Annotated in this window: 22 protein-coding genes; 6 read left to right on the forward strand and 16 right to left on the reverse strand. The window is 70.0% G+C overall.

The genetic code is table 11. From position 1 onward, the window contains the following. The 3 genes from F9B98_RS15805 to F9B98_RS01065 all read left to right on the forward strand — a co-directional run. Positions 1-492 (forward strand): hypothetical protein (locus F9B98_RS15805; RefSeq protein WP_225310181.1); only part of this gene is annotated, 492 nt, incomplete at its 5' end. Beyond that, on the forward strand, positions 489-1,307 hold the full coding sequence (locus tag F9B98_RS15810) for a DUF5819 family protein (protein ID WP_191966612.1): 819 nt from the start codon (positions 489-491) through the stop codon (positions 1,305-1,307). The genes F9B98_RS15805 and F9B98_RS15810, both read left to right, overlap by 4 nt. Continuing rightward, complete coding sequence (locus F9B98_RS01065) at positions 1,304-2,374, forward strand: HTTM domain-containing protein (RefSeq protein WP_191966613.1); 1,071 nt, start codon at positions 1,304-1,306, stop codon at positions 2,372-2,374. Before F9B98_RS15810 ends, F9B98_RS01065 begins: the two co-directional genes overlap by 4 nt. A 31-nt stretch (positions 2,375-2,405) precedes the next feature. Here F9B98_RS01065 and pheT read toward each other — a convergent pair whose 3' ends face one another. The 10 genes from pheT to infC form a co-directional block, all read right to left on the reverse strand. Then, positions 2,406-4,913 (reverse strand): phenylalanine--tRNA ligase subunit beta, encoded by a 2,508-nt coding sequence (gene pheT / locus F9B98_RS01070; RefSeq protein WP_150951677.1) that lies wholly within the window; start codon positions 4,911-4,913, stop codon positions 2,406-2,408. Then, complete coding sequence (gene pheS, locus F9B98_RS01075; protein WP_150951679.1) at positions 4,913-5,953, reverse strand: phenylalanine--tRNA ligase subunit alpha; 1,041 nt, start codon at positions 5,951-5,953, stop codon at positions 4,913-4,915. Before pheS ends, pheT begins: the two co-directional genes overlap by 1 nt. Positions 5,954-6,003: 50 nt before the next feature. Next, a complete protein-coding gene (locus F9B98_RS01080) occupies positions 6,004-6,918 on the reverse strand; it encodes an amino acid ABC transporter permease (protein ID WP_150951681.1) in 915 nt (304 codons plus the stop codon). Then, positions 6,915-7,565 carry an amino acid ABC transporter permease gene (locus F9B98_RS01085; RefSeq protein ID WP_150951683.1) on the reverse strand — a complete coding sequence of 217 codons (651 nt, stop codon included), beginning with the start codon at positions 7,563-7,565 and terminating at the stop codon, positions 6,915-6,917. Before F9B98_RS01085 ends, F9B98_RS01080 begins: the two co-directional genes overlap by 4 nt. Positions 7,566-7,642: 77 nt before the next feature. Beyond that, a complete protein-coding gene (locus F9B98_RS01090) occupies positions 7,643-8,563 on the reverse strand; it encodes a glutamate ABC transporter substrate-binding protein (RefSeq protein ID WP_150951685.1) in 921 nt (306 codons plus the stop codon). 134 nt (positions 8,564-8,697) lie between these two features. Next, entirely contained in the window at positions 8,698-9,456 is a 759-nt protein-coding gene (locus F9B98_RS01095) for an amino acid ABC transporter ATP-binding protein (RefSeq protein ID WP_150951687.1), read from the reverse strand. Positions 9,457-9,532: 76 nt separating this feature from the next. Then, positions 9,533-10,330: a TrmH family RNA methyltransferase gene (locus F9B98_RS01100; protein ID WP_150951689.1), complete on the reverse strand. Its 798-nt coding sequence runs from the start codon at positions 10,328-10,330 to the stop codon at positions 9,533-9,535. Between the two features lie 125 nt (positions 10,331-10,455). Beyond that, complete coding sequence (rplT, locus tag F9B98_RS01105; RefSeq protein ID WP_056227445.1) at positions 10,456-10,839, reverse strand: 50S ribosomal protein L20; 384 nt, start codon at positions 10,837-10,839, stop codon at positions 10,456-10,458. A 29-nt stretch (positions 10,840-10,868) separates the two neighbouring features. Beyond that, on the reverse strand, positions 10,869-11,063 hold the full coding sequence (gene rpmI, locus F9B98_RS01110) for a 50S ribosomal protein L35 (RefSeq protein WP_013583375.1): 195 nt from the start codon (positions 11,061-11,063) through the stop codon (positions 10,869-10,871). Positions 11,064-11,110: 47 nt separating this feature from the next. After that, positions 11,111-11,737 carry a translation initiation factor IF-3 gene (gene infC, locus F9B98_RS01115; RefSeq protein ID WP_412177032.1) on the reverse strand — a complete coding sequence of 209 codons (627 nt, stop codon included), beginning with the start codon at positions 11,735-11,737 and terminating at the stop codon, positions 11,111-11,113. Positions 11,738-11,982: 245 nt separating this feature from the next. Between infC and F9B98_RS01120 the strand changes: the two genes are divergently transcribed. Beyond that, positions 11,983-12,408: a DUF1844 domain-containing protein gene (locus F9B98_RS01120; RefSeq protein WP_371861588.1), complete on the forward strand. Its 426-nt coding sequence runs from the start codon at positions 11,983-11,985 to the stop codon at positions 12,406-12,408. 250 nt (positions 12,409-12,658) lie between these two features. On the opposite strand, the gene F9B98_RS01125 is transcribed toward F9B98_RS01120, so the two are convergent. From F9B98_RS01125 to F9B98_RS01150, 6 genes are read right to left on the reverse strand one after another with little or no spacing between them, the layout of a single operon-like run. Beyond that, the gene (locus F9B98_RS01125; protein ID WP_150951693.1) at positions 12,659-13,459 is read right to left on the reverse strand and encodes an SseB family protein; all 801 of its coding nucleotides are present in this window, start codon (positions 13,457-13,459) and stop codon (positions 12,659-12,661) included. Then, positions 13,443-14,189, reverse strand: coding sequence for a bifunctional 1-(5-phosphoribosyl)-5-((5-phosphoribosylamino)methylideneamino)imidazole-4-carboxamide isomerase/phosphoribosylanthranilate isomerase PriA (gene priA / locus F9B98_RS01130; protein ID WP_150951695.1), 747 nt, complete (start codon positions 14,187-14,189; stop codon positions 13,443-13,445). Before priA ends, F9B98_RS01125 begins: the two co-directional genes overlap by 17 nt. Positions 14,190-14,235: 46 nt before the next feature. Beyond that, positions 14,236-14,886: an imidazole glycerol phosphate synthase subunit HisH gene (gene hisH, locus F9B98_RS01135; RefSeq protein WP_150951697.1), complete on the reverse strand. Its 651-nt coding sequence runs from the start codon at positions 14,884-14,886 to the stop codon at positions 14,236-14,238. Then, a complete protein-coding gene (gene hisB, locus F9B98_RS01140; RefSeq protein ID WP_150951699.1) occupies positions 14,883-15,497 on the reverse strand; it encodes an imidazoleglycerol-phosphate dehydratase HisB in 615 nt (204 codons plus the stop codon). Before hisB ends, hisH begins: the two co-directional genes overlap by 4 nt. Continuing rightward, a complete protein-coding gene (locus F9B98_RS01145; RefSeq protein WP_150951701.1) occupies positions 15,494-16,588 on the reverse strand; it encodes a histidinol-phosphate transaminase in 1,095 nt (364 codons plus the stop codon). Before F9B98_RS01145 ends, hisB begins: the two co-directional genes overlap by 4 nt. Positions 16,589-16,624: 36 nt before the next feature. Then, positions 16,625-16,975: a LysM peptidoglycan-binding domain-containing protein gene (locus F9B98_RS01150; RefSeq protein ID WP_150951703.1), complete on the reverse strand. Its 351-nt coding sequence runs from the start codon at positions 16,973-16,975 to the stop codon at positions 16,625-16,627. Positions 16,976-17,233: 258 nt separating this feature from the next. Between F9B98_RS01150 and lexA the strand changes: the two genes are divergently transcribed. Together lexA and F9B98_RS01160 are read left to right on the forward strand one after the other, a co-directional pair. Next, a complete protein-coding gene (gene lexA, locus F9B98_RS01155) occupies positions 17,234-17,923 on the forward strand; it encodes a transcriptional repressor LexA (protein ID WP_150951705.1) in 690 nt (229 codons plus the stop codon). Positions 17,924-18,016: 93 nt separating this feature from the next. Next, entirely contained in the window at positions 18,017-19,903 is a 1,887-nt protein-coding gene (locus tag F9B98_RS01160; protein WP_150951708.1) for a prolyl oligopeptidase family serine peptidase, read from the forward strand. The last annotated feature ends 93 nt before the right edge of the window (positions 19,904-19,996 follow it).

The following is a 19,996-nucleotide window of genomic DNA, read 5'->3' on the forward strand; positions in this document are numbered from 1 at the left end:
GACGGCCACACCGACGGCAAAACCGACGGACACACCGACGGCCACACCGACGGCAAAACCGACGGACACACCGACGGCCACACCGACGGCAAAACCGACGGACACACCGACGGCCACACGACGACCGACACGCCCCAGCCTGCTGTCGTCTCCGTGACGACCGCAACGGCACCGGCCGCACCGGCCGCGCCGGAGATGGGCTCGCAGCTCGCCGTGACGGGTTCCGACTCCGGTGCCAGCGCGGCTTCGTTCTCGCTGATCGCGGGTGCCCTCCTGCTCGCCGGGCTCGCGCTGATGTCGTTCCGACGTCGAGGCACCACCACCCCGGTGACCGAGACGGCCGCCGTATCGCCCGCCGATGCGCTCCCGATGACGCGTCGCGAGCGCGCTCAGGCCGCGGCCTTCGCCGGCTATGACTCGGCGCACGTTCGACGGGCGTTCGCGCCCGGCCGCAACACCGGACCCGACACGGGCTCCGAGCTGCGCAGATGACCGCACAGAAGAAAGGGGCCGGCCGCCGCACGCGGCCGGCCCCCGCGGTGCGTCCGACGCCGCGCGCCGGGCTCGCCCCGACCATCGCCGCGGTCGCCGCCGTCGCGGTGATCGGAGGCTACGTCTTCGTCAGCGCGACCTTCACCGGGCCTCCTTCTCCCGCCCGCGCTGCGGTGAGCGACGCCTTCGCACCGTACTTCTCGCAACGGTGGGACGTGTTCGCTCCTGACATCCTCCGCGTCAACCGGTCCCTGCAGATACAGGCCCAGTGGCGAGACGACAGCGAAGACCTCGTCAAAAGCGAATGGGTCGACGTGACCGGGACCGAACTCGATGCGGTCAGCGGCTCGCCCGCCCCGTCGCGGATCTCGAAGAACAGCCAGAACGCGCTCGGCGACTACCTCGACCGGTACTGGGATCTCACCGACGCCCAGCAGGAACGCGCTCGCGACACGTTCATCGAGCAGACCGACGACGGCTTCGCCGCGATTTCGGATGCCGACCTCCTCGCCGACTTCGACGGGCTCGGGGACGACTCCGACGCCGTGGTCCGCTTCGTGCGCTACGACTACATGCTGACGCGCTTCTCGACGGTCTACGCCGATGCGTTCTTCGGCGAACCGATCGAGCGCGTCCGCTGGCGGGTTCAGACGGATCGCCCGAACGATTTCGACCACCGTCTCGACGAGGCCCGTCAGTACGAGACGACGGAACTCACCTTCGGCTGGCGCCAGGCGGAACAGCCCGACGACGACAGCGTCCGCGGCATCTTCGCCGACGTGCAATCCCGCTACGACGCCCAGGAGTTGCCGTGACCGCTCCCGCCGCGCGACGCGCAGGATGGCCGGCGCGCGTCTCCCCCACCCGTTCGTGGATCTCCTTCCAGCAGTGGCTGACCTCCGCCGAGCACGCGACGATCGGCTTCTCGATGCTGCGCATCATCTTCGCCGTCGCGATGCTGCTCATTCTGCTGCCGAGCTACGCCGACCGTCACTACCTCTGGGGAGCAGGGTCCTGGTGGGTGGAGCCCGAGGCGCGTCGGGCAGGGTGGTGGGAGCCGTTCCGCCTGATCTTCTCGAAGACCGACCCTGTCCTCTTCGACGTGGCGTACTTCACTCTCATCGCCCTCGTCGTCCTCTTCCTCGTCGGCTACCGCACGCGTCTGGTCACGCCCGTCCTGCTGCTGTTCTGGGTGGGCCTGTCGACCAACAGCACGCTGCTGACCAACGGCGGCGATACGCTCATGCGCATCATCCTCGTCTTCGCGCTCTTCGCCGATCTCAGCCGCCACTTCTCGGTGGACGCCTGGCGCCGACGGCGTCGAGGTGATCGCGTCGGTCGGCTCGACGGCATCCGTCGCCGTATGCCCTCCTGGCTCTCGCCTCTCTTGCACAACACCGCGCTGATCCTCTGCTGCTACCAGATCCTGCTCGTGTATCTCGTGGCGTCGCTGCTGAAGCTCCAGGGCGAGGAGTGGTTGTCGGGCACCGCGCTCTACTACGCGCTCTCGCTGCGGGAGTTCCAGGTCCTGCCCGCGCTCAGCGAGGCGGCGTGGCAGTTCGCACCGTTCATCATGGCCGGCACGTGGTTCGCCGTGGTCGTGCAGCTCACCTTCCCCCTCGCGCTGCTGTGGAAGCCGTCCCGCTATGTCGCCGTCGCGGGGCTCGCCCTCACGCACGTCGGCATCGGGCTGCTCCTCGGGCTGTGGCCCTTCTCGCTCGCGATGATCGCGCTCGATCTGCTGCTCGTACGCGACGCCTCCTGGGCGCGGGTGGAGGCGTTCGCGCGCTCCGCCGTGGCGCGGGCCCGGGCTCGCGCCTCCGTCGTCCGGGCGCGCTTCGCCAAGCCCGCGGTGAAAACGCCGGAGCGCCGCGCGGCGTGAGCCGGGCGGCGCTCCAGGTCGTTCGCGAGGGTCAGTCGCGGATAGCCGCTCCGAATCGCTCGGCGGCCACGGCGACGCCGGCGAGCTTCGCCTCCGTCGCCTCGGCGGCCGTCAGCGTGCGGTCACCGGCGCGGAAGCGCAGCGCGAAGGTGAGGCTCTTCGTGCCCTCGGCCAGTCCCGGCCCCCGATAGTCGTCGACGAGACGCGCGCCCTCGAGCAGAGGAGCACCACCCTCGAGCAGCGCGGCGCGCACGGCGCCGGCGGCGACGCCGGCCGGGACCGTCAACGACACGTCCTGCGTCGCGGCGGGGAAGCCGGAGAGGGATGCCGCGACCACGCGCGCCTGCGCCAGCTCGATCATCGCGTCGAGGTCGAGCTCTGCGACGAGCACGCGCCCGGGCAGATCTGCGGCCGCGGCGACCGCGGGCAACAGCTCGCCGACGTAGCCGACGTCGGTCCCCGCGGCGAGCACGCGAGCGGTGCGGCCCGGGTGCAGAGCCGCCCGCTGCGCCTGGACGAGCTCGATGTCGAGACCCGCGGCGGCTGTGAGCACCCGCACGGCGTCGACGGCGTCGGCGAGGTCCGCGGCGATCGCGGGCTGGCCGGGCTGCTTCGCGACCGTGTTCCCGGTCAGGAGCACCGCGACGTGACGACGCTGCGGCGGGATCGACGCGTCGAGGGCCGTGAGGGTGGCGGCATCCGGACGCACGGCGAGCGGCGGCACCGACGGGGTGCCGTACTGCACGCCGGGCTTGGGAAGGAACACCGTGCCGGCCTCGAACAGGGCGAGATCGGTGATTCCGCGCGAGACGTTGCGGTGCGCCACCTGCAGCAGCGCCGGTACGAGCGAGCGGCGCAGGAACGGCGCAAGGCCGTCGAGCGGGTTCGCGAGCTTGACGCTCGGCAGCGGGTCGCCGGAGGGCGAACCGTGCAGGGCGTTCTGCTCTTCGGTGGTGAAGGGGAACGAAGGCGTTTCGACGAAGCCCGCCGAGGCGAGAGCGTTCGCGACGCGGCGGCGTCCCTGCTGAGCAGCGGTGAGGCCGCGACCCGAAGGAGGCGTCGGCAGGATCGACGGGATGCGGTCGTACCCGCCGATGCGGGCCACCTCTTCGGCGAGCGTCCACTTGTCGGTGAGGTCGGGGCGCCACGACGGAGGGATGACCACGCGGGCCTCTCCCTGCGTCTCGACACGGCATCCGATCGTCTCGAGCGAAGCCACGATCTCGTCGTCGGAGTAGTCGACACCGATCAGCCCGGGGATGAATCCGTCGGGCAGCTCGATCCCGTCGACGCCGTAGCCCGTCAGAAGCGCTCCGCCGACGGCGGTGTCGAGCTGGCCACCCGCGTACTCGACCATGAGGTCGGCGACGCGACGAGCCGCGACGAAGGGAATCGCCGGGTCGACCCCGCGCTCGAAGCGCCGTGAGGCTTCGGAGGGCAGCTTGTGACGACGGGCGGTGCGGGCGATCGACACGGTGTCGAAGATCGCCGCTTCGATGAGCACGTTGCGCGTGGCCCCGGTCATCTCGGTGGTGCCGCCGCCCATGACGCCGGCCAGACCGATCGGACCCGAGTCATCGGTGATGAGCAGGTCTTCGGGGTCGAGGGTGCGCACCTTGCCGTCGAGCGTCTCGAGCGTCTCCCCCGACCGCGCGCGGCGGACGGTGATCCCGCCCTGCAGGCGATCGAGGTCGTACCCGTGGATCGGCTCACCGAGCTCGAGCATCACGTAGTTGGTGATGTCGATGAGCACGCCGAGCGAACGGATGCCGGCGAGCGTGAGCCGCGCGATCATCCACGCCGGCGTGGGCTTGGTCGGATCGACGCCGCGCACGATGCGCGCGACGAACTCCGTCGCACCGACGCGTCCGCGGATGGGTGCCTGATCGTCGACGGCGACGGGGAACCCCTGCCCCGGCTCGACCTCGTCCCAGGCCCGCTCCGCGGGATCACGGAACGCCGCTCCGGTGGCGTGCGAGTACTCGCGCGCCACGCCGCGCATCGACAGCGCGTACCCGCGGTCGGGCGTGACGTTGATCTCGACGGCGACGTCGTCGAGGCCGAGCAGGGCGATCGCGTCGGTTCCCACCGGCGCGTCGAGCCCGAGTTCGACCAGGCGCAGGATGCCGTTGTGCTCGTCGCCGAGGCCCAGCTCCTGCGCCGAGGCGATCATGCCGTCCGACACGTGACCGTAGGTCTTGCGAGCCGCGATGGGGAAGGGGCCGGGCAACACCGCACCGGGGAGGGTCACCACGACCTTGTCGCCCTCGAAGAAGTTGCCCGCACCGCAGACGATGCCGCGCACTCCCCCGTTCTCGGCCCCGACGTCGACCTGGCACCACCGGATGGTCTTGCCGTTGGACTGGGGCTCGGGGGTGAACTCCTTCACCTCGCCGACCACGATGGGGCCGGACAGCTGGAAGCCGTGCACGTCCTCTTCTTCGAAGCCGACCGACACCAGCGCGGCGAGGACGTCTTCGGGCGTGGCCTCGGCGGGCACGTCGACGTACTCGCGCAACCAGGAGAGCGGGACGCGCATCAGACCACCATTCCGAACTGCTCGCTGAAGCGGACATCGCCCTCGGCCATGTCGCGCATGTCTTGCACGTCGCTGCGGAACATGAGCGTGCGCTCGATGCCCATGCCGAAGGCGAAGCCCGAGTACTCCTCGGGGTCGATGCCCGCGGCCCGCAGCACGTTGGGGTTCACCATTCCGCAGCCGCCCCACTCGATCCAGCGCGCCCCGCCCTTGAACGTGGGATGCCACAGGTCGAGCTCGGCGCTCGGCTCGGTGAAGGGGAAGAAGTTGGCGCGGAAGCGCGTCTTGGCCTCGGGCCCGAAGAGCACGCGCGCGGCGTGGTCGAGGGTGCCCTTGAGGTGGGCCATCGTGATGTTCTTGTCGATCACGAGACCTTCGAACTGCGTGAACACCGGCAGGTGCGTCGCATCGAACTCGTCGGTGCGGTAGACCCGGCCGGGGCAGAGCACGTAGATCGGCAGATCGCGCTCGAGCATCGACCGCACCTGAACCGGGCTGGTGTGCGTGCGCAGGACGAGGTGTCGGGCGACCGGGTCGACGAAGAAGGTGTCCTGCATCTGGCGCGCGGGGTGGTCGACGTCGAAGTTGAGCGCGTCGAAGTTGAACCACTCGTGCTCGAGCTCGGGGCCCTCCGCGATCTCCCAGCCCATGCCGACGAAGATGTCCGACACCTGCTCCTGGAGAAGGGAGATGGGATGCCGTGCCCCGATGCGCGCGCGCTGCGGCAGCGCCGTGACGTCGATGCGCTCGGCCTCGAGCTGCGCGGCGGTCTCGGCCTCGGCCAGCTCGCGCTCGCGGGCCGCGAGCGCCTGGTTCACCTGACCGCGGGCCTGCCCGACGAGCTTGCCGAAGGAGGCTTTGTGCTCGGGGGCGACGTGGCGCATCTGGGCGTTCAGCTGGGCGAGGGAGGACTGCTCCCCCGTGTGCGCGGAACGGGCGGACTTCAACTCGGCCGTGGTCGCGGCGGCGGCGATGGCGGCAAGAGCCTCATCGACCGCGGAGGCGACGGCCTCGGGGGTGATCTCGGGTGCGTCGGACACGAGATGAGAGTCTACCGACGGGCGGGGACACTGCCCCGCCCGTCGGTCGCTCACAGGCCGTGCGAGTCGTGCTTGCCGAGACCGCGCTGGGCGACGATGAGCTCGGTGTCGGTGCCCGTCTGGCCCGCGGGCTCCGCGGGAGCGACGGCTCCCGCCTTGGGCGACCTGCGCAGGCCCACCTCGACGCGATGAGCGGCGAACGACAGGGCGAGGCACATCGCGACGTAGATCACGCTGGCGATGAGCGCGGCGGGGACGAGCGGCGAGCCGTACTCGCCGTTCGATCCGAGCAGACGAGCGAAGTACAGCAGTTCGGGGTAGGTGATGATGAAGCCGAGCGCGGTGTCCTTCAGGGTCACCACGAGCTGGGCGATGATCACGGGGAGCATCGCGCGGATGGCCTGCGGGAGCAGGATCAGACGCATGACGCCCGACTTGCGCAGACCCACGGCGTAGCCCGCCTCGCTTTGACCGCGAGGAAGCGCCTCCACACCGGCGCGGATGACCTCGGACAGCACGGAGCCGTTGTAGAGCACGAGCGCGATCACGACGGCCCAGTACGACGACATCTTGATGTCGATGACCGGCAGGCCGTAGTACAGCAGCAGCATGAAGACGAGCACGGGAACGGCGCGGAGGATTTCGACGATCCATCCGACCGGGAGTCGCACCCACCGGTGATCCGACAGACGGCCGATCGCGAGCACGAACCCCAGCACGAGGGCGCCGACCGCGGCGACGGCGAAGGCCGCGAGCGTCGCGAGGGTCGCCTGACCGAAGCGCTCCCAGATGGCGGTGTAGGTGAAGACGTTCCACTTGGCGGCGGAGAACTGCCCGGTGTCGATGAAGCGCCAGATCACGAAGCCGATCACGGCGGCGACGAGCAGCAGGGTCGCGACGCCGATGATGCGGTTGCGCAGTTGCGCGCGCGGGCCCGGAACGTCGTACAGGACGGAGGAGCTCATCGGGCGACCTTCCACTTCTTCTCGGCGGCGTTCTGCAGGGCGGCCAGCAGCAGCACGAGGATGACGAACACGACCATCACGAGCAGGATCGTGACGAGCTGGTTCTCGCCGTTCTCGCTCATGGTCGCGCGGATGTTGCCGAGGTTGACCACCGAGAATCCAGCGGCCACCGTGGTGTTCTTGAGCAGGGCGATGAACACGCTCATCATCGGCGGGATGACCGAGCGGGTGGCCTGAGGCAGCACGATGAGCGACATCACCTGCCCGAAACCGAGTCCGAGCGCGCGAGCGGCTTCGGCCTGCCCGACCGGGACCGTGTTGATACCGGCGCGGATGGTCTCGGCAACGTAGGTCGCCGTGTAGACGCCGAGGCCGCACACGGCCAGAGCGAGGAAGCTGCCGCGCGGCACGTCGACCAGCAGCGGGACGCAGAACGCGAAGAAGAACAGCACCAGCGTGAGCGGGGTGTTGCGGATCCAGTTCACGTACACCGCGCCGACGCCTCGGGCGATGGGCACCGGCGACACGCGCATGGCCGCGACGATGAAGCCGAGCACGAGCGCGATCAGGCCGCCGCCCACGAAGAGCACGACCGTCCCCCAGAGGGCCTGCGCCCACAGATCGGGGTAGTCGAAGATCTGGTTCACCGTACGCTGTCCGTTCTTTCTCGTCGTACTCGTCGGGTGGGGCGGGCGGCGCGTGCGGCGCCACCCGCCCCGAGGGGTCAGCTGACGGGGTCGACCGCCGGCTGCTCGCCCTTGACGCCCGAGGCGCCGAGGTTCTTCTCGAAGATGGCCTCCCACGTGGAGCCGCCGTCGGTGAACATCGTGTTCACGAACTCCTGGAAGACGGTGTCGCCCTTGGCGATGCCGACGCCGTAGCGCTCCTCGCTGAAGGGCTCACCCGCGATCTTGAGGTTGTCGGGGTCCTGTGCGGCGTAACCGAGGAGGATGGCCTCGTCGGTCGTAACCGCGTCGACCTCGCCGTTCTTGAGCTTCTCGACGCACTGCGAGTAAGTGTCGAACTCCACGACCTGCGCGGGAGTCTGCTCGCGGATGCGCTGGATCGGGGTCGAGCCGGTCACCGAGCACACGGTGGTCTCGGCCGTGAGCGAGTCCTTGCCGGTGATGGTGTCGTTGTCGGCCGCGACGAGCAGGCCCTGACCGGTCAGGAAGTAGGGTCCGGCGAAGGAGATCTGGTCCTTGCGCTTGTCGGTGATCGAGTAGGTGCCGACGTAGTAGTCGATGTCACCGTTGATGAGGGCCTGCTCGCGGTTGGCCGACGCGATGGCCTTGTACTCGACCTTCGCGGTGTCGGCCGGGTCGTAGCCCAGCGACGCGGCGATCCAGCGCGCGACGTCGACATCGAAGCCCTTGCGCTCGCCCGTCACGGGGTCGAGGTAGCCGAGGCCGGGCTGGTCTTCCTTGACACCGACGACGATCTTGCCGGCCGAGGTGATCTTGTCGAAGGTGGGGCTGCCCTCGAGGGTGACGTCGGTCGCGACCGCGCCGTAGACGGGCTCGTCGCTCGCCGCGCCGCCGGCGCCGGGTTCGGTCGAACCGGGGGTGCCGCTGTTGCAGGCCGTCAGGGCGAGCAGGCCGGCGGCGAGGATGCTCGCGCCGGCGAGAAAACGAGGTTTACGCATGTGATGTCTCCTTGGTTACGTGTGCTGTGCGGGTAGGGGTCGGTGGTGACGGCGCGCGCGAGCGTCGCCGGGGGAAGGGCGATGCTGTCGTCTCGGCAAGGAACCTCCTCGTTCGTCGCCGTCAGGGTCGTGCGTCAGTGCGTGATGAGCTTCGAGAGGAAGTCCTTGGCGCGGTCGGATTCGGGCTGCGTGAAGAACTGCTCGGGCGTCGCCTGCTCGACGATCTGCCCGTCGGCCATGAAGACCACGCGGTTCGCGGCCTTGCGCGCGAAGCCCATCTCGTGGGTGACCACGATCATCGTCATGCCGTCCTTGGCGAGACCGACCATGACGTCGAGGACCTCGTTGATCATCTCGGGGTCGAGCGCCGAGGTCGGCTCGTCGAACAGCATGACCTTGGGCTTCATGGCGAGGGCGCGGGCGATGGCCACACGCTGCTGCTGCCCACCCGAGAGCTGTGCCGGGAGCTTGTCGGCCTGGTGCCCGACGCCCACGCGATCGAGGAGCGCGCGCGCCTCTTTCTCGGCATCCGCCTTCTTCATCTTCCGGACCTTGATGGGCCCGAGCGTGACGTTCTCGAGGATCGTCAGGTGCGCGAAGAGGTTGAACGACTGGAACACCATGCCGACGTCGGCACGCAGTTCGGCCAGGCCCTTCCCCTCTTTGGGAAGCTCCTTGCCGTCGATGGTGATGGACCCGCTCGTGATGGTCTCGAGACGGTTGATGGTGCGGCACAGCGTCGACTTGCCGGAACCCGACGGACCGATGACCACGACGACCTCGCCACGGTCGACGGTGAGGTCGATGTCTTTCAGAGCCTGGAACTGTCCATAGTGCTTCTGGACGTCGCTGACGACGACCAGGGGCTCGGTCTTCGGGGGAACGGATGCCATGTCCTCAACCCTATGAGGATGCTGGGCGCCCGACCACATTCCGGCGCACGCCTTAACCGATCTGTAACAGCCGGTGTCAGCGCGCGCGCTGGGCGAAAGCGGTTTCGTACAGGCAGACGCTCGCCGCCGTCGCGAGGTTGAGGGACTCCGCCCGACCGTAGATCGGCAGGCGCAACGCGAGATCGGCCTGACCGAGCGCGGCCTCGTCCAGCCCGCGGGCCTCGTTGCCGAACAGCCACGCCGTGGGCTCGGAGAGAAGATCGCGGGATGCCAGGAAGTCGGTGCCCTCGACATCGGCCGCAACGATGCGCAGCCCCGCCTCGTGCGCCCGGGCGACCACGTCGGGCAGCTCGAGATCGACGGCGACGGGGAGGTGGAACAGCGAACCGGTCGTGGAGCGGACGACCTTGGGATTGTAGGGGTCGACGGTGCGGCCGGTGAGGATCACCGCGTCGGCTCCCGCGGCATCCGCCGCTCGGATGATGGTGCCGAGGTTGCCGGGGTCGCGCACCTCCTCGCAGATCGCGATGAGGCGCGGCTCCCCCGCCAGGATGTCTTTGAGCGCCGTGGGTGCCTGTCGCGCGACCGCGACGATCCCCTGGGGCGTGACCGTGTCGGCCATGGCATCCAGAACCGCTTCGGTGGTGACCTGCAGATCGACGCCCGCGCGCTCCGCGGCGTCGCGCACGTCGGTGTGCTTCTCGAGCGCGGCCGCCGTCGCGTAGACCTCGAGAACGGTCTCCGGCGCCCACGCGAGCGCCTCTCGAGCGGCCTGCGGGCCCTCGAGCAGGAACAGGCCGGTCTCCTGGCGGGCAGCGCGCTTGCTGAGCTTCGCCACGGCGCGCACCCGCGGCGATCGGGGGTTCTCGAGCACGTCCTCAGTGTATGACGCGCAGGGAATGCTCCCCGGACGCCGCGCGACGACCCGCGGGAACAGTCCGCGGGAACGACGAAACGGGCGCCCTCCGGAGAGGACGCCCGTTTCGGGAAAGACGTGTCTTACGCGGTCTTCGCGGCGTTGACGTCGGTCGGCAGCGCAGCCTTCGCGGTCGCGACGAGCGACGCGAACACGGCGGGCTCGTTCACGGCGAGCTCGGCGAGCATGCGACGGTCGACCTGCACACCCGCGAGGCCGAGGCCCTGGATGAAGCGGTTGTAGGTCATGCCGTTCGCGCGCGACGCGGCGTTGATGCGCTGGATCCACAGACGACGGAAGTCGCCCTTGCGCTTGCGACGGTCACGGTACGCGTAGACCAGGGAGTGGGTGACCTGCTCCTTGGCCTTGCGGTACAGGCGCGAACGCTGACCGCGGTAACCGGAGGCGCGCTCCAGGATGACGCGACGCTTCTTGTGGGCGTTTACTGCCCGCTTGACTCTAGCCATTTCTCATTCTTCCTAACGTGCGTCGGCGCTCAGAGGCCGAGGAGCTTCTTGGCGACCTTGGAGTCACCCTTGGCCAGGACCTGCTCCTGGTTGAGGCGACGGGTGCGCTTGGAGGCCTTGCCCTCGAGGTTGTGGCGCATGCCGGCCTGCTGCTTCATGAGCTTGCCGCTACCGGTGAGCTTGAAGCGCTTCTTGGCGCCCGAGTGGGTCTTCTGCTTCGGCATCTGTCTTCCTTCGTTGGGGTTCCCGACGGAGCGGGAGTCGGGGAGCTTTACTCGGCGGGAGCCGAGGCAGCTTCGTCTTTGGGTGCCGAGTCGCCTCGAGCGGCACTGCGGGCGGCCTCGCGGTTCGCCGTGCGCTGCGCGTTCTGCTCGGTCTTGACCTCGGACTTGTTCTTGTGAGGGGCGACCACCATCACCATGTTGCGACCGTCGATCGTGGGGTTCGACTCGACGGTGCCGAACTCGGCGACGTCCTCGGCGAACTTGCGGAGCAGACGCACGCCCTGCTCGGGACGCGACTGCTCGCGACCGCGGAACAGGATCATGGCCTTCACCTTGTCGCCGGCCTGGAGGAAGCCCTCGGCGCGCTTGAGCTTGGTGATGTAATCGTGCGCCTCGATCTTCAGACGGAACCGGACCTCTTTGAGGACGGTGTTCGCCTGGTTACGACGCGTCTCTTTGGCCTTCTGCGCGGCCTCGTACTTGAACTTGCCGTAATCCATGATCTTGACCACGGGCGGCTTCGAGCTCGGCGCAACCTCGACCAGGTCGAGGTCCGCTTCCTGGGCCAGGCGCAGCGCAGCTTCGATTCGGACGATGCCGACCTGCTCGCCGTTGGGTCCGACGAGACGGACCTCCGGGACTCGGATGCGCTCGTTGGTGCGGGGATCGCTGATGCGGAACTCCTCTTTCGTACGGGTGGTGGCCGCCGCGATCCATCGGAATCGCGGGCGAAGAGGAGAGACACGCCACCCGGCACAGTGCTTTCGGCACCGGCTTCTGCACCCTGGCTACCCCGTGCGAAACGGAGCGGAGTGCGGGAACCCGGTAGCCTGGAGCGGCAAGCGCGGGTGGGATGTGATCCTCTTTCGTACGGAGCGAAACACTCCGAAGCCCGCCATAGTCTAGCAGAGAGATTCACGTGGACACGATCCCCTCCGACCAGCCCGCCGACGACCAGGCCGCGCACCGCCACGGAGCAGAAGACGAGCGTCTCGCGCGCTGGGAGGAACAGGAGCGCGCCGCGTCCTCCGCCACCCGCGACATCGCCGACGTGCCCGCCGTCGAGGTCATCACCACGGCCGCCGTGCACCTCATGAGCGCGGCCGCCGTCAAGACCGGACTCGCCGACGACCCGGGCCAGCAGCTCGACCTCGACGAAGCGCGCAAGCTCATCAACGCCCTCGCCGGTCTCATCACCGCCGGAGCCCCCGAGATCAGCGACATGCACGCGCGGTCGCTGCGCGACGGCCTGCGCTCGCTCCAGCTCGCGTTCCGGGAGGCGTCGACCATCCAGGATCCGATTGGGAAGGGGCCTGGGGAGAAGTGGACGGGTCCCGTCACGTAAGTCGGCGTGGCTGGGGTACCGGACTACGGGGTGCCCCTTTCCGAGTCGAGAGCGGGGCCCCTACCCCGATCGACTCGGAAAGGGGCACCCCTTCGTCCTGTGCCGCAGGCCGCCTCTTCGGTGACACCCGCGGGGTATGGAGCGGGGCCCCTACCCGTCTTGAGAACAGGGGACGGCACGAGAACAGGCCTCGGGCGGGCGGAATGGCCTGTTCTCGACGCGCCGTCCTGTTCTGGTGACGGCGACGGGGTCAGGCCTCGGAGCTGCGGTGGAGCTTGACCGTCAGCGAGTCGACGAGGACGGCGATGCGGTCGTCCGCCGACCAGCGGCGGGCCAGGCGCGCCAGCGTGGCATCCAGCTCCTCCTGCTCGAGGCCCGACATGAGCTGCAGGTGCACCACGAGCTCGGGGCCGCGCAGACGCCCGGTGGGATCGCCCGACTCGACGGCGAGGTCCAGCACGGCGAGTTCACCCGAGATGCTCTCCTGCAGGCCGGTGAAGATCGCGGGAGACGTGTGCGCGGGCTCCCACGGCTCGCCCTGGGCGATCGCCCACACGGCCGGCCGGCGCAGCACGAACTCCGTCTCGGAGGCGGGGTCGATGACGATGAGCTCGGTGTCCTCCGACGCCGCCGCCAGCGCCGTGCGGCGCCCGTCGGCGGGGACCGGGCGGGCCGTGGCATCCCACGTCTGAAGGGCCGTCACCGAGGTGAAGACCGGCAGCACCTTGCGGCCGTCGGGAGCGGCGACCGTCACGATCGAGAGCTCCTGGGTCTTGTCGACCTCGAGGCCGTGCGCTCCGACGCCGTGGTCACCCTTCTCGGCGACGAGCGGGATCAGCAGCCGGGCCTCGCGGTACGCGTCGACGACGGCGCGGGCATCGCCCTCGCCGGCACGGAACGCCAGGAGGGCGGCCAGCAGCGCGGGATCGGCCGAACCGTCGTCACCCGAGTGCGGGTTCGCCTGGAAGCTGCGGCCCTCCCACGGAACGCCCGCGGAATCCGCGTGCGCCCCGTGAGCGTGGTCGTGAGATCCGTCAGTGTCCGGCGACATCCAGTGCCTCGGCCAGGGTGAACTGGCCCGCGTAGAGCGCCTTGCCGACGATGGCTCCCTCGACGCCGAGGGGCACGAGGTCGCGCAGAGCCGCGATGTCGTCGAGGCTCGACACGCCGCCCGAGGCGACGATCGGCTTGGGGGTGCGCTGCGTCATCTCGCGCAGCAGCTCGATGTTGGGGCCGCGGAGCGTGCCGTCCTTGGTGACGTCGGTGACGACGTAGCGGCTGCAGCCGGCGTCCTCGAGGCGCTCGAGGACGGTCCAGAGGTCACCGCCGTCGCGCGTCCACCCACGGGCGGCGAGGGTCGTTCCGCGCACGTCGAGACCGACCGCGATCGCCTCGCCGTAGCGGTTGATGACGTCGGCGGCCCACTCGGGGTTCTCGAGCGCCGCGGTGCCGAGGTTGATGCGGCTCGCGCCGCTCTCGAGGGCCGCCTCGAGCGAGCGGTCGTCGCGGATGCCGCCCGACAGCTCGACCTGCACACCCTTGACCTGCTTGATGACCTTGCGCATCACGTTCGCGTTGCTACCGCGCCCGAAGGCGGCGTCGAGGTCCACGAGGTGGATCCACTGCGCGCCCTGACGGGCGAAGTCCGCCGCGGCGTCGACCGGGTCGCCGTAGCTGGTCTCGGTACCGGCCTCACCCTGGGTCAGACGGACGGCCTTGCCGTCGGCGACGTCGACCGCGGGAAGCAGCACAAGTTCGGGCGTGGACGCGAAATCGTTCATGGCTCCTCGCACCCTTCGGCGCATCTCGCCGAGCCGGGGCACGAGGTCACACAGTAGTCGTGCGCAGCCCGTCGATCCAATTGGACAGCAAGCGGATGCCGGCTTCGCCCGACTTCTCGGGGTGGAACTGGGTGGCCGCGAGGGGCCCGTTCTCGACCGCGGCGATGAAGGGCGCCCCGTAGGTGCACCACGTCACGGACGGCTGCGGGAACGGAGGCGTGACCTCGAGCGACCAGTCCTGTGCCCCGTAGGAGTGGACGAAGTAGAACCGCTCGTTCTCGATGCCGTCGAAGAGGCGGGAGTTCTCCCCCACCGTGACGGTGTTCCAGCCCATGTGCGGGAGCACCGGTGCCTGGAGCTCGGCGACGGTTCCGGGCCACTCCCCCAGACCCGGGGTGTCGGCACCGCGCTCGATGCCGCGCTCGAACATGACCTGCATGCCCACGCAGATGCCCAGCACCGGTCGACCGCCCGCCAGACGACGGTCGATGATCTCGCCGCCGCGGCTGTCGTTCAGAGAGCCCATCACCGCACCGAACGCCCCCACGCCGGGGACGAGCAGGCCGTCGGCCTCGAGCAGAAGCGAACGGTCCGCCGTGAGCCGCGCATCGGCACCCGCCTCGATCAGCGCCTTGACGGCCGAGTGGACGTTGCCGGAGCCGTAGTCGAAGACGGCGACGACGGGTTTGTTCGTCACAGCGCGCCCTTGGTGCTCGGGATGCCGTCCACGAGGGGATCGAGAGCCTTCGCCTGGCGGAAGGCGCGCGCCAGAGCCTTGTACTCGGCCTCGGCGATGTGGTGCGGGTCGCGCCCGCCCAGGACGCGGACGTGCACCGTCAGCCCGGCGTGGATCGAGATCGCCTCGAACGAGTGACGCACGAGAGAGCCGGTGAAGTGTCCGCCGATGAGGTGGTGCTCGAAGCCGACCGGCTCGCCGGTGTGCACGAGGTACGGGCGGCCGCTGATGTCGATCACGGCCTGGGCGAGCGCCTCGTCGAGCGGCACCAGGGCGTCGCCGTAGCGGGCGATGCCGGACTTGTCGCCGAGCGCCTGGCGGATGGCCTGGCCGAGGACGATCGAGGTGTCCTCGACCGTGTGGTGGGCGTCGATGTGGGTGTCGCCCGTGGAGCGCACACGCAGGTCGGTCAGCGAGTGCTTGGCGAACGCGGTGAGCATGTGGTCGAAGAACGGCACGCTCGTGGAGATGTCGCTGGCACCGCGACCGTCGAGGTCGAGTTCGAGCTCGACGCGGGACTCGCTCGTCTCGCGCGTGATCGAAGCGGTGCGGGGCGAGGCGGGGCCGGTCATGATCGCGATCCTACCGAGGCGAGGGCGTCGAGGAAGGCGGTGGTCTCGTCGGCCGTCCCCGCCGTCACGCGGAGGTGGTGGGCGATGCCGACGTCGCGGATGAGCACGCCCCGGTCGTACAGCGCCTTCCAGGTGGCGGCCGGGTCGTCGACGCCCCCGAAGAGGACGAAGTTCGTCCACGACTCGTGGGCGGTGTAGCCGAGCGCCGACACGGTGGCGGAGATCCGGTCGCGCTGCGCGACGATCTCGTCGACCATCGAGAGCATGGTCTCGGCGTGGCCCAGAGCGGCCGTCGCGGCAGCCTGGGTGAGGGCGCTCAGGTGGTACGGCAGGCGCACCAGGCGGAGCGCGTCGACGAGCGCGGGGTCCGCGGCGAGGTAGCCGACGCGCGCTCCGGCGAAAGCGAAAGCCTTGCTCATGGTTCGCGAGACGACCAGACGCGGGCGGTCGGGCAGGAGCGAGACCGCGGACGGCTCGTCGCGCGGGGCGAATTCCTCGTACGCCTCGTCGACGATCACGATGCCGTCGGTCGCGTCGTAGACGGCTTCGACGACGTCGAGACGCAGCGGCGTCCCCGTCGGGTTGTTCGGCGCGCAGAGGAAGACGATGTCGGGGCGCTGCTCGCGCACCTGCGCGGCGGCGGACTCGGGGGTCAGGGTGAAGTCGTGCTCGCGCTCCCCCGCAATCCAGCGGGCGCCCGTGGCGCGCGTGAGGATCGGGTACATCGAATACGTGGGGGCGAAGCCCATCGCCGTGCGACCGGGCCCGCCGAACGCCTGGAGGATGTGCTGGAGCACCTCGTTCGAGCCGTTCGCCGCCCAGATCTGCTCCGGGTTCAGGCCGTGCCCGAGATACCCGGCGAAGGCCTCGCGCAGACCCGTGAACTCGCGGTCGGGGTAACGGTTGACATCGCGCAGCGCTCGGGCCACGGCATCCAGGATGTCGTCCGCCACCTCAGACGGCACGGGATGCGTGTTCTCGTTCACGTTGAGCGCCACGGGCAGGGCGGCCTGCGGGGCTCCGTACGGGGTCATACCCCGCAGATCGTCGCGAAGAGGAAGGTCGTCGAGGCGTACGGTCACCTCACCCATCGTAGGCGTCGAGGGACGGCGGGTCGCGCGCGCGACTCAGGCCGCGGGGGCGTACTCCGCCGGGATCGCGATGCGTTGCCCGGCCGACACGGAGCCACCCGGCAGGGAGTTCAGACGCGTGATCTCGGCGACCACGTCGCGCGGGTCGGCGGAGGGGGCCACGTCTTCGGCGATCGACCACAGGGTCTCGCCGCTCATGACGGTGATCTCGGTGAACGAACCGGCGGGTGCCCCGGCATCGCTGGAGGCGAGGGCGGACCCGCCGCCGACGATCGCGGCGGCGAGCACGGCGACGATCGGGAGGGAGACGAGGAACGCCACGACGCGACGACCGCGCGCGGTGATGCGCAGGCGGGTGGACGGGGCGGTGGGGGCGATGCTGCTCATGGTGTGCTCCTTGGTGGGGAGAGATTCGCACCCCGCCCTCGGCCGGGAGGACGGTGGTGCGAATCTGTATTCCGAATCTATCTTCGAACCTGTGGGGGTGTCAATACCCGATGTATCGGAGACGAATCGAACGCGACACGCGTGAGACTCCGTGTCATTCGGGTCGTCAACCGGATACGGTTTCGACACGGAGACCTCATCACCAACCTCCGACATTCGAATATCCGCCGTGGTTTCCGCGGCGCGAGGGGAGCACAGATGACCGACGCGACGACCGCCGCCGGCCGCGAGCGGCCGCAGACCCGGCGGCGGAAGAACCTCAGCGACAAGCAGCTGGCGATCCTCGAGGTGATCCAGCGGTCGATCGCGCGGCACGGGTATCCGCCGAGCATGCGCGAGATCGGCGACGCGGTCGGACTCAAGTCGCTCTCGAGCGTCACCCACCAGCTCAACCAGCTCGAGCTCAGCGGCTACCTGCGCCGCGACCCCGGCAAGACGCGCGCGATGGAGGTGCTCATCGACCTGCCCGGCGCCGCCGCCGAGAACCCCGCCGATGCCGCCCCCGCCCTGGGCGATGCCGCCCTCGTCCCCCTCGTCGGTCGCATCGCCGCGGGTGTGCCGATCACCGCCGATCAGCAGGTCGAGGAGATCTTCCCCCTCCCGCGTCAGCTGGTCGGCAAGGGCGAGCTGTTCATGCTCAAGGTCTCGGGCGACTCGATGATCGACGCGGCCATCTGCGACGGCGACTGGGTCGTCATCCGCTCTCAGGCCACGGCGGAGAACGGAGAGATCGTCGCCGCCATGCTCGACGGAGAGGCGACCGTCAAGACATTCCGTCGGCGCGACGGCCACACCTGGCTGCTCCCCCGCAACAGCGCGTTCGAACCGATCCTCGGCGACGAAGCCACGGTCCTCGGTCGTGTCGTCGCGGTGCTGCGCACCGTCTGATCCCGACCCCTCGAGGCCGGATGCCGCCGACGGGTGGCATCCGGCCTCTCCCCTGCCCGGGCGGATGTCGGAGGCCCTGCCTAGGCTGGTGTCATGGCTGACACCCTCCCCTACGGTTCCTGGCCCTCGCCCATCACACCCGAGTCCGTCGCGCAGGCGTCACCACGCGTCGACGGGGCTCGACTCGTGGGCGACGAGGTCTGGTGGGGCGAGTCCGTTCCGCACGAGGCGGGTCGCGTCGCCGTCAGGCGCCGTCTGATCGACGGATCGGTCGAAACGGTGCTCCCCGCTCCCGCCAACGCCCGCTCCTCCGTGCACGAATACGGCGGCGGCGCCTGGACGGCGTCCGACGACGGCGAGCTGTACTACGTCGAGAAGACCGACCAGCGCGTGTACGCCCTCCGCCCGGGCGGGACGGCGCGGCCCCTCACCCCCGCCGACGAGGCCGTCCGCCACGGTGGTCTGCGCTGGGAGCACGGCGTCCTCCTCGCCGTCCGCGAGACCCACGGCGCGTCTCGCGTCCCGCTGCGCGCGATCGTGAAGATCCCTCTCGAGGGCACCGTCGAGGTGCTGGCCGAGGGCAGCGACTTCCTCGCCCAGCCCGCCCTCTCCCCCGATGGCCGCAGCCTGGCCTGGGTCGCCTGGAACCACCCCGACATGCCGTGGGACGCCACCGTCCTGCGCGTGGCCGACCTCGAGACGGGGTCCGTCCGCGACATCGCCGGGGGCGAGCGCCGCGCACCGCTGCAGCCCGTCTGGATCGCCGACGACGAGCTGCTCTACGCCGACGACCCCGACGGTCGGTGGAACCTGTTCCGTCGCCTCCTCGACGCGGACGCCCAGGCCCTCGCCCCCGCCGACGCCGACACGGGCGGCGGTCTGTGGGTGCTCGGTACACGGTGGTTCGGGGCCGCCGACGACGGCCGCGTCATCGCGGTCCGCACGAACGGTGCCGACGAGATCGTCGAGATCGCGCCCAGCGGCGTGCGTCCGGTCGACGTCCCCGTGGTCGCGGGCGCCGCGATCGACGACGTTCGAGGCCCGCGCGTGCTCGTGTCCGGGTCCGACGCGGGCGGACGCTCGGGCCTGTGGCTCGTCGACCTCGATTCCGGCGCGGTCGAACTCGTCACCGGGGGCGCCGGCTCGTGGGGAGACGAATGGATGCCGACGGCCCACGCCCTGTCGACCGAGGGCCCGCACGGCCCGGTGCACGCTTTCGCCTACGCCCCGACCAACCCCGACGTCGAACCGCGCGCCGGCGAGCGCCCGCCCTACGTGGTCCTGGTCCACGGTGGGCCCACCTCGCACGTCGGCCCCGCCCCCTCCGCCAAGACGGCGTTCTTCACCAGCCGCGGTATCGGGGTCCTCGACGTCAACTACGGCGGTTCCACGGGGTACGGACGCGACTACCGCGACCGGTTGAAGGGACAGTGGGGAGTGGTCGACGTCGACGACGTCGCCGCCGCGGCATCCGCCCTCGCCGAAGCCGGACTCGCCGATTCCGAGCGCCTCGCCATCGCGGGCGGATCGGCCGGCGGCTGGACGGTGCTGGCGGCCGTCACCCGCACCGACGTGTTCTCGGCCGGAATCTCGCGCTACGGGGTCGGCGACGCCCGGGCTCTGGCGGAGGACACCCACGACTTCGAAGCCCGCTACCTCGACGGGCTCATCGGCCCCCTGCCCGAGGCGGAAGAGACGTACGTCGAGCGTTCGCCGCTCGGGCGCCCGGAGCTCTTCCGCGTCCCCCTGCTCATCCTGCAGGGCTCGGAGGACCGCGTCGTCCCGCCGTCGCAAGCCCAGGCGATCCGCGACGCCCTGGCCGCTCACGGCGTGCCCCACGCGTACGTCCTGTACGAGGGCGAGGGGCACGGGTTTCGCCGGTCCGAGACGGTCATCGACTCCCTCGAACGCGAGCTCGGCTTCCTCGGCGCGGTCTTCGGCTTCGAGACTCCGGGGATCCCCGCGCTCGAGCTCGACTGAGCACACGCCGTCCGCCGATCCGACCGCCGCAAGGCATGTCGACCCCCTCGAAACGACGACGGGTCCCCTCACCGAAGCGAGGGGGCCCGTCGT

It is taken from the genome of Microbacterium testaceum StLB037, from assembly GCF_008763945.1.
Classification (GTDB): domain Bacteria; phylum Actinomycetota; class Actinomycetes; order Actinomycetales; family Microbacteriaceae; genus Microbacterium; species Microbacterium testaceum_G.

Excerpts from the sequence above, each read along its gene's own strand:
- F9B98_RS15810 (WP_191966612.1), top strand. The coding sequence starts at position 489 with ATGACCGCACAGAAGAAAGGGGCCGGCCGCCGCACGCGGCCGGCCCCC.
- F9B98_RS01145 (WP_150951701.1), bottom strand. The coding sequence starts at position 16,588 with ATGGGTGAGGTGACCGTACGCCTCGACGACCTTCCTCTTCGCGACGAT.
- F9B98_RS01090 (WP_150951685.1), bottom strand. The coding sequence starts at position 8,563 with ATGCGTAAACCTCGTTTTCTCGCCGGCGCGAGCATCCTCGCCGCCGGC.
- pheT (WP_150951677.1), bottom strand. The coding sequence starts at position 4,913 with ATGCGCGTCCCGCTCTCCTGGTTGCGCGAGTACGTCGACGTGCCCGCC.
- hisB (WP_150951699.1), bottom strand. The coding sequence starts at position 15,497 with ATGACCGGCCCCGCCTCGCCCCGCACCGCTTCGATCACGCGCGAGACG.
- priA (WP_150951695.1), bottom strand. The coding sequence starts at position 14,189 with ATGAACGATTTCGCGTCCACGCCCGAACTTGTGCTGCTTCCCGCGGTC.
- F9B98_RS01125 (WP_150951693.1), bottom strand. The coding sequence starts at position 13,459 with ATGTCGCCGGACACTGACGGATCTCACGACCACGCTCACGGGGCGCAC.
- F9B98_RS01160 (WP_150951708.1), top strand. The coding sequence starts at position 18,017 with ATGGCTGACACCCTCCCCTACGGTTCCTGGCCCTCGCCCATCACACCC.
- lexA (WP_150951705.1), top strand. The coding sequence starts at position 17,234 with ATGACCGACGCGACGACCGCCGCCGGCCGCGAGCGGCCGCAGACCCGG.
- F9B98_RS01150 (WP_150951703.1), bottom strand. The coding sequence starts at position 16,975 with ATGAGCAGCATCGCCCCCACCGCCCCGTCCACCCGCCTGCGCATCACC.
- F9B98_RS01095 (WP_150951687.1), bottom strand. The coding sequence starts at position 9,456 with ATGGCATCCGTTCCCCCGAAGACCGAGCCCCTGGTCGTCGTCAGCGAC.
- rpmI (WP_013583375.1), bottom strand. The coding sequence starts at position 11,063 with ATGCCGAAGCAGAAGACCCACTCGGGCGCCAAGAAGCGCTTCAAGCTC.
- F9B98_RS01080 (WP_150951681.1), bottom strand. The coding sequence starts at position 6,918 with ATGAGCTCCTCCGTCCTGTACGACGTTCCGGGCCCGCGCGCGCAACTG.
- rplT (WP_056227445.1), bottom strand. The coding sequence starts at position 10,839 with ATGGCTAGAGTCAAGCGGGCAGTAAACGCCCACAAGAAGCGTCGCGTC.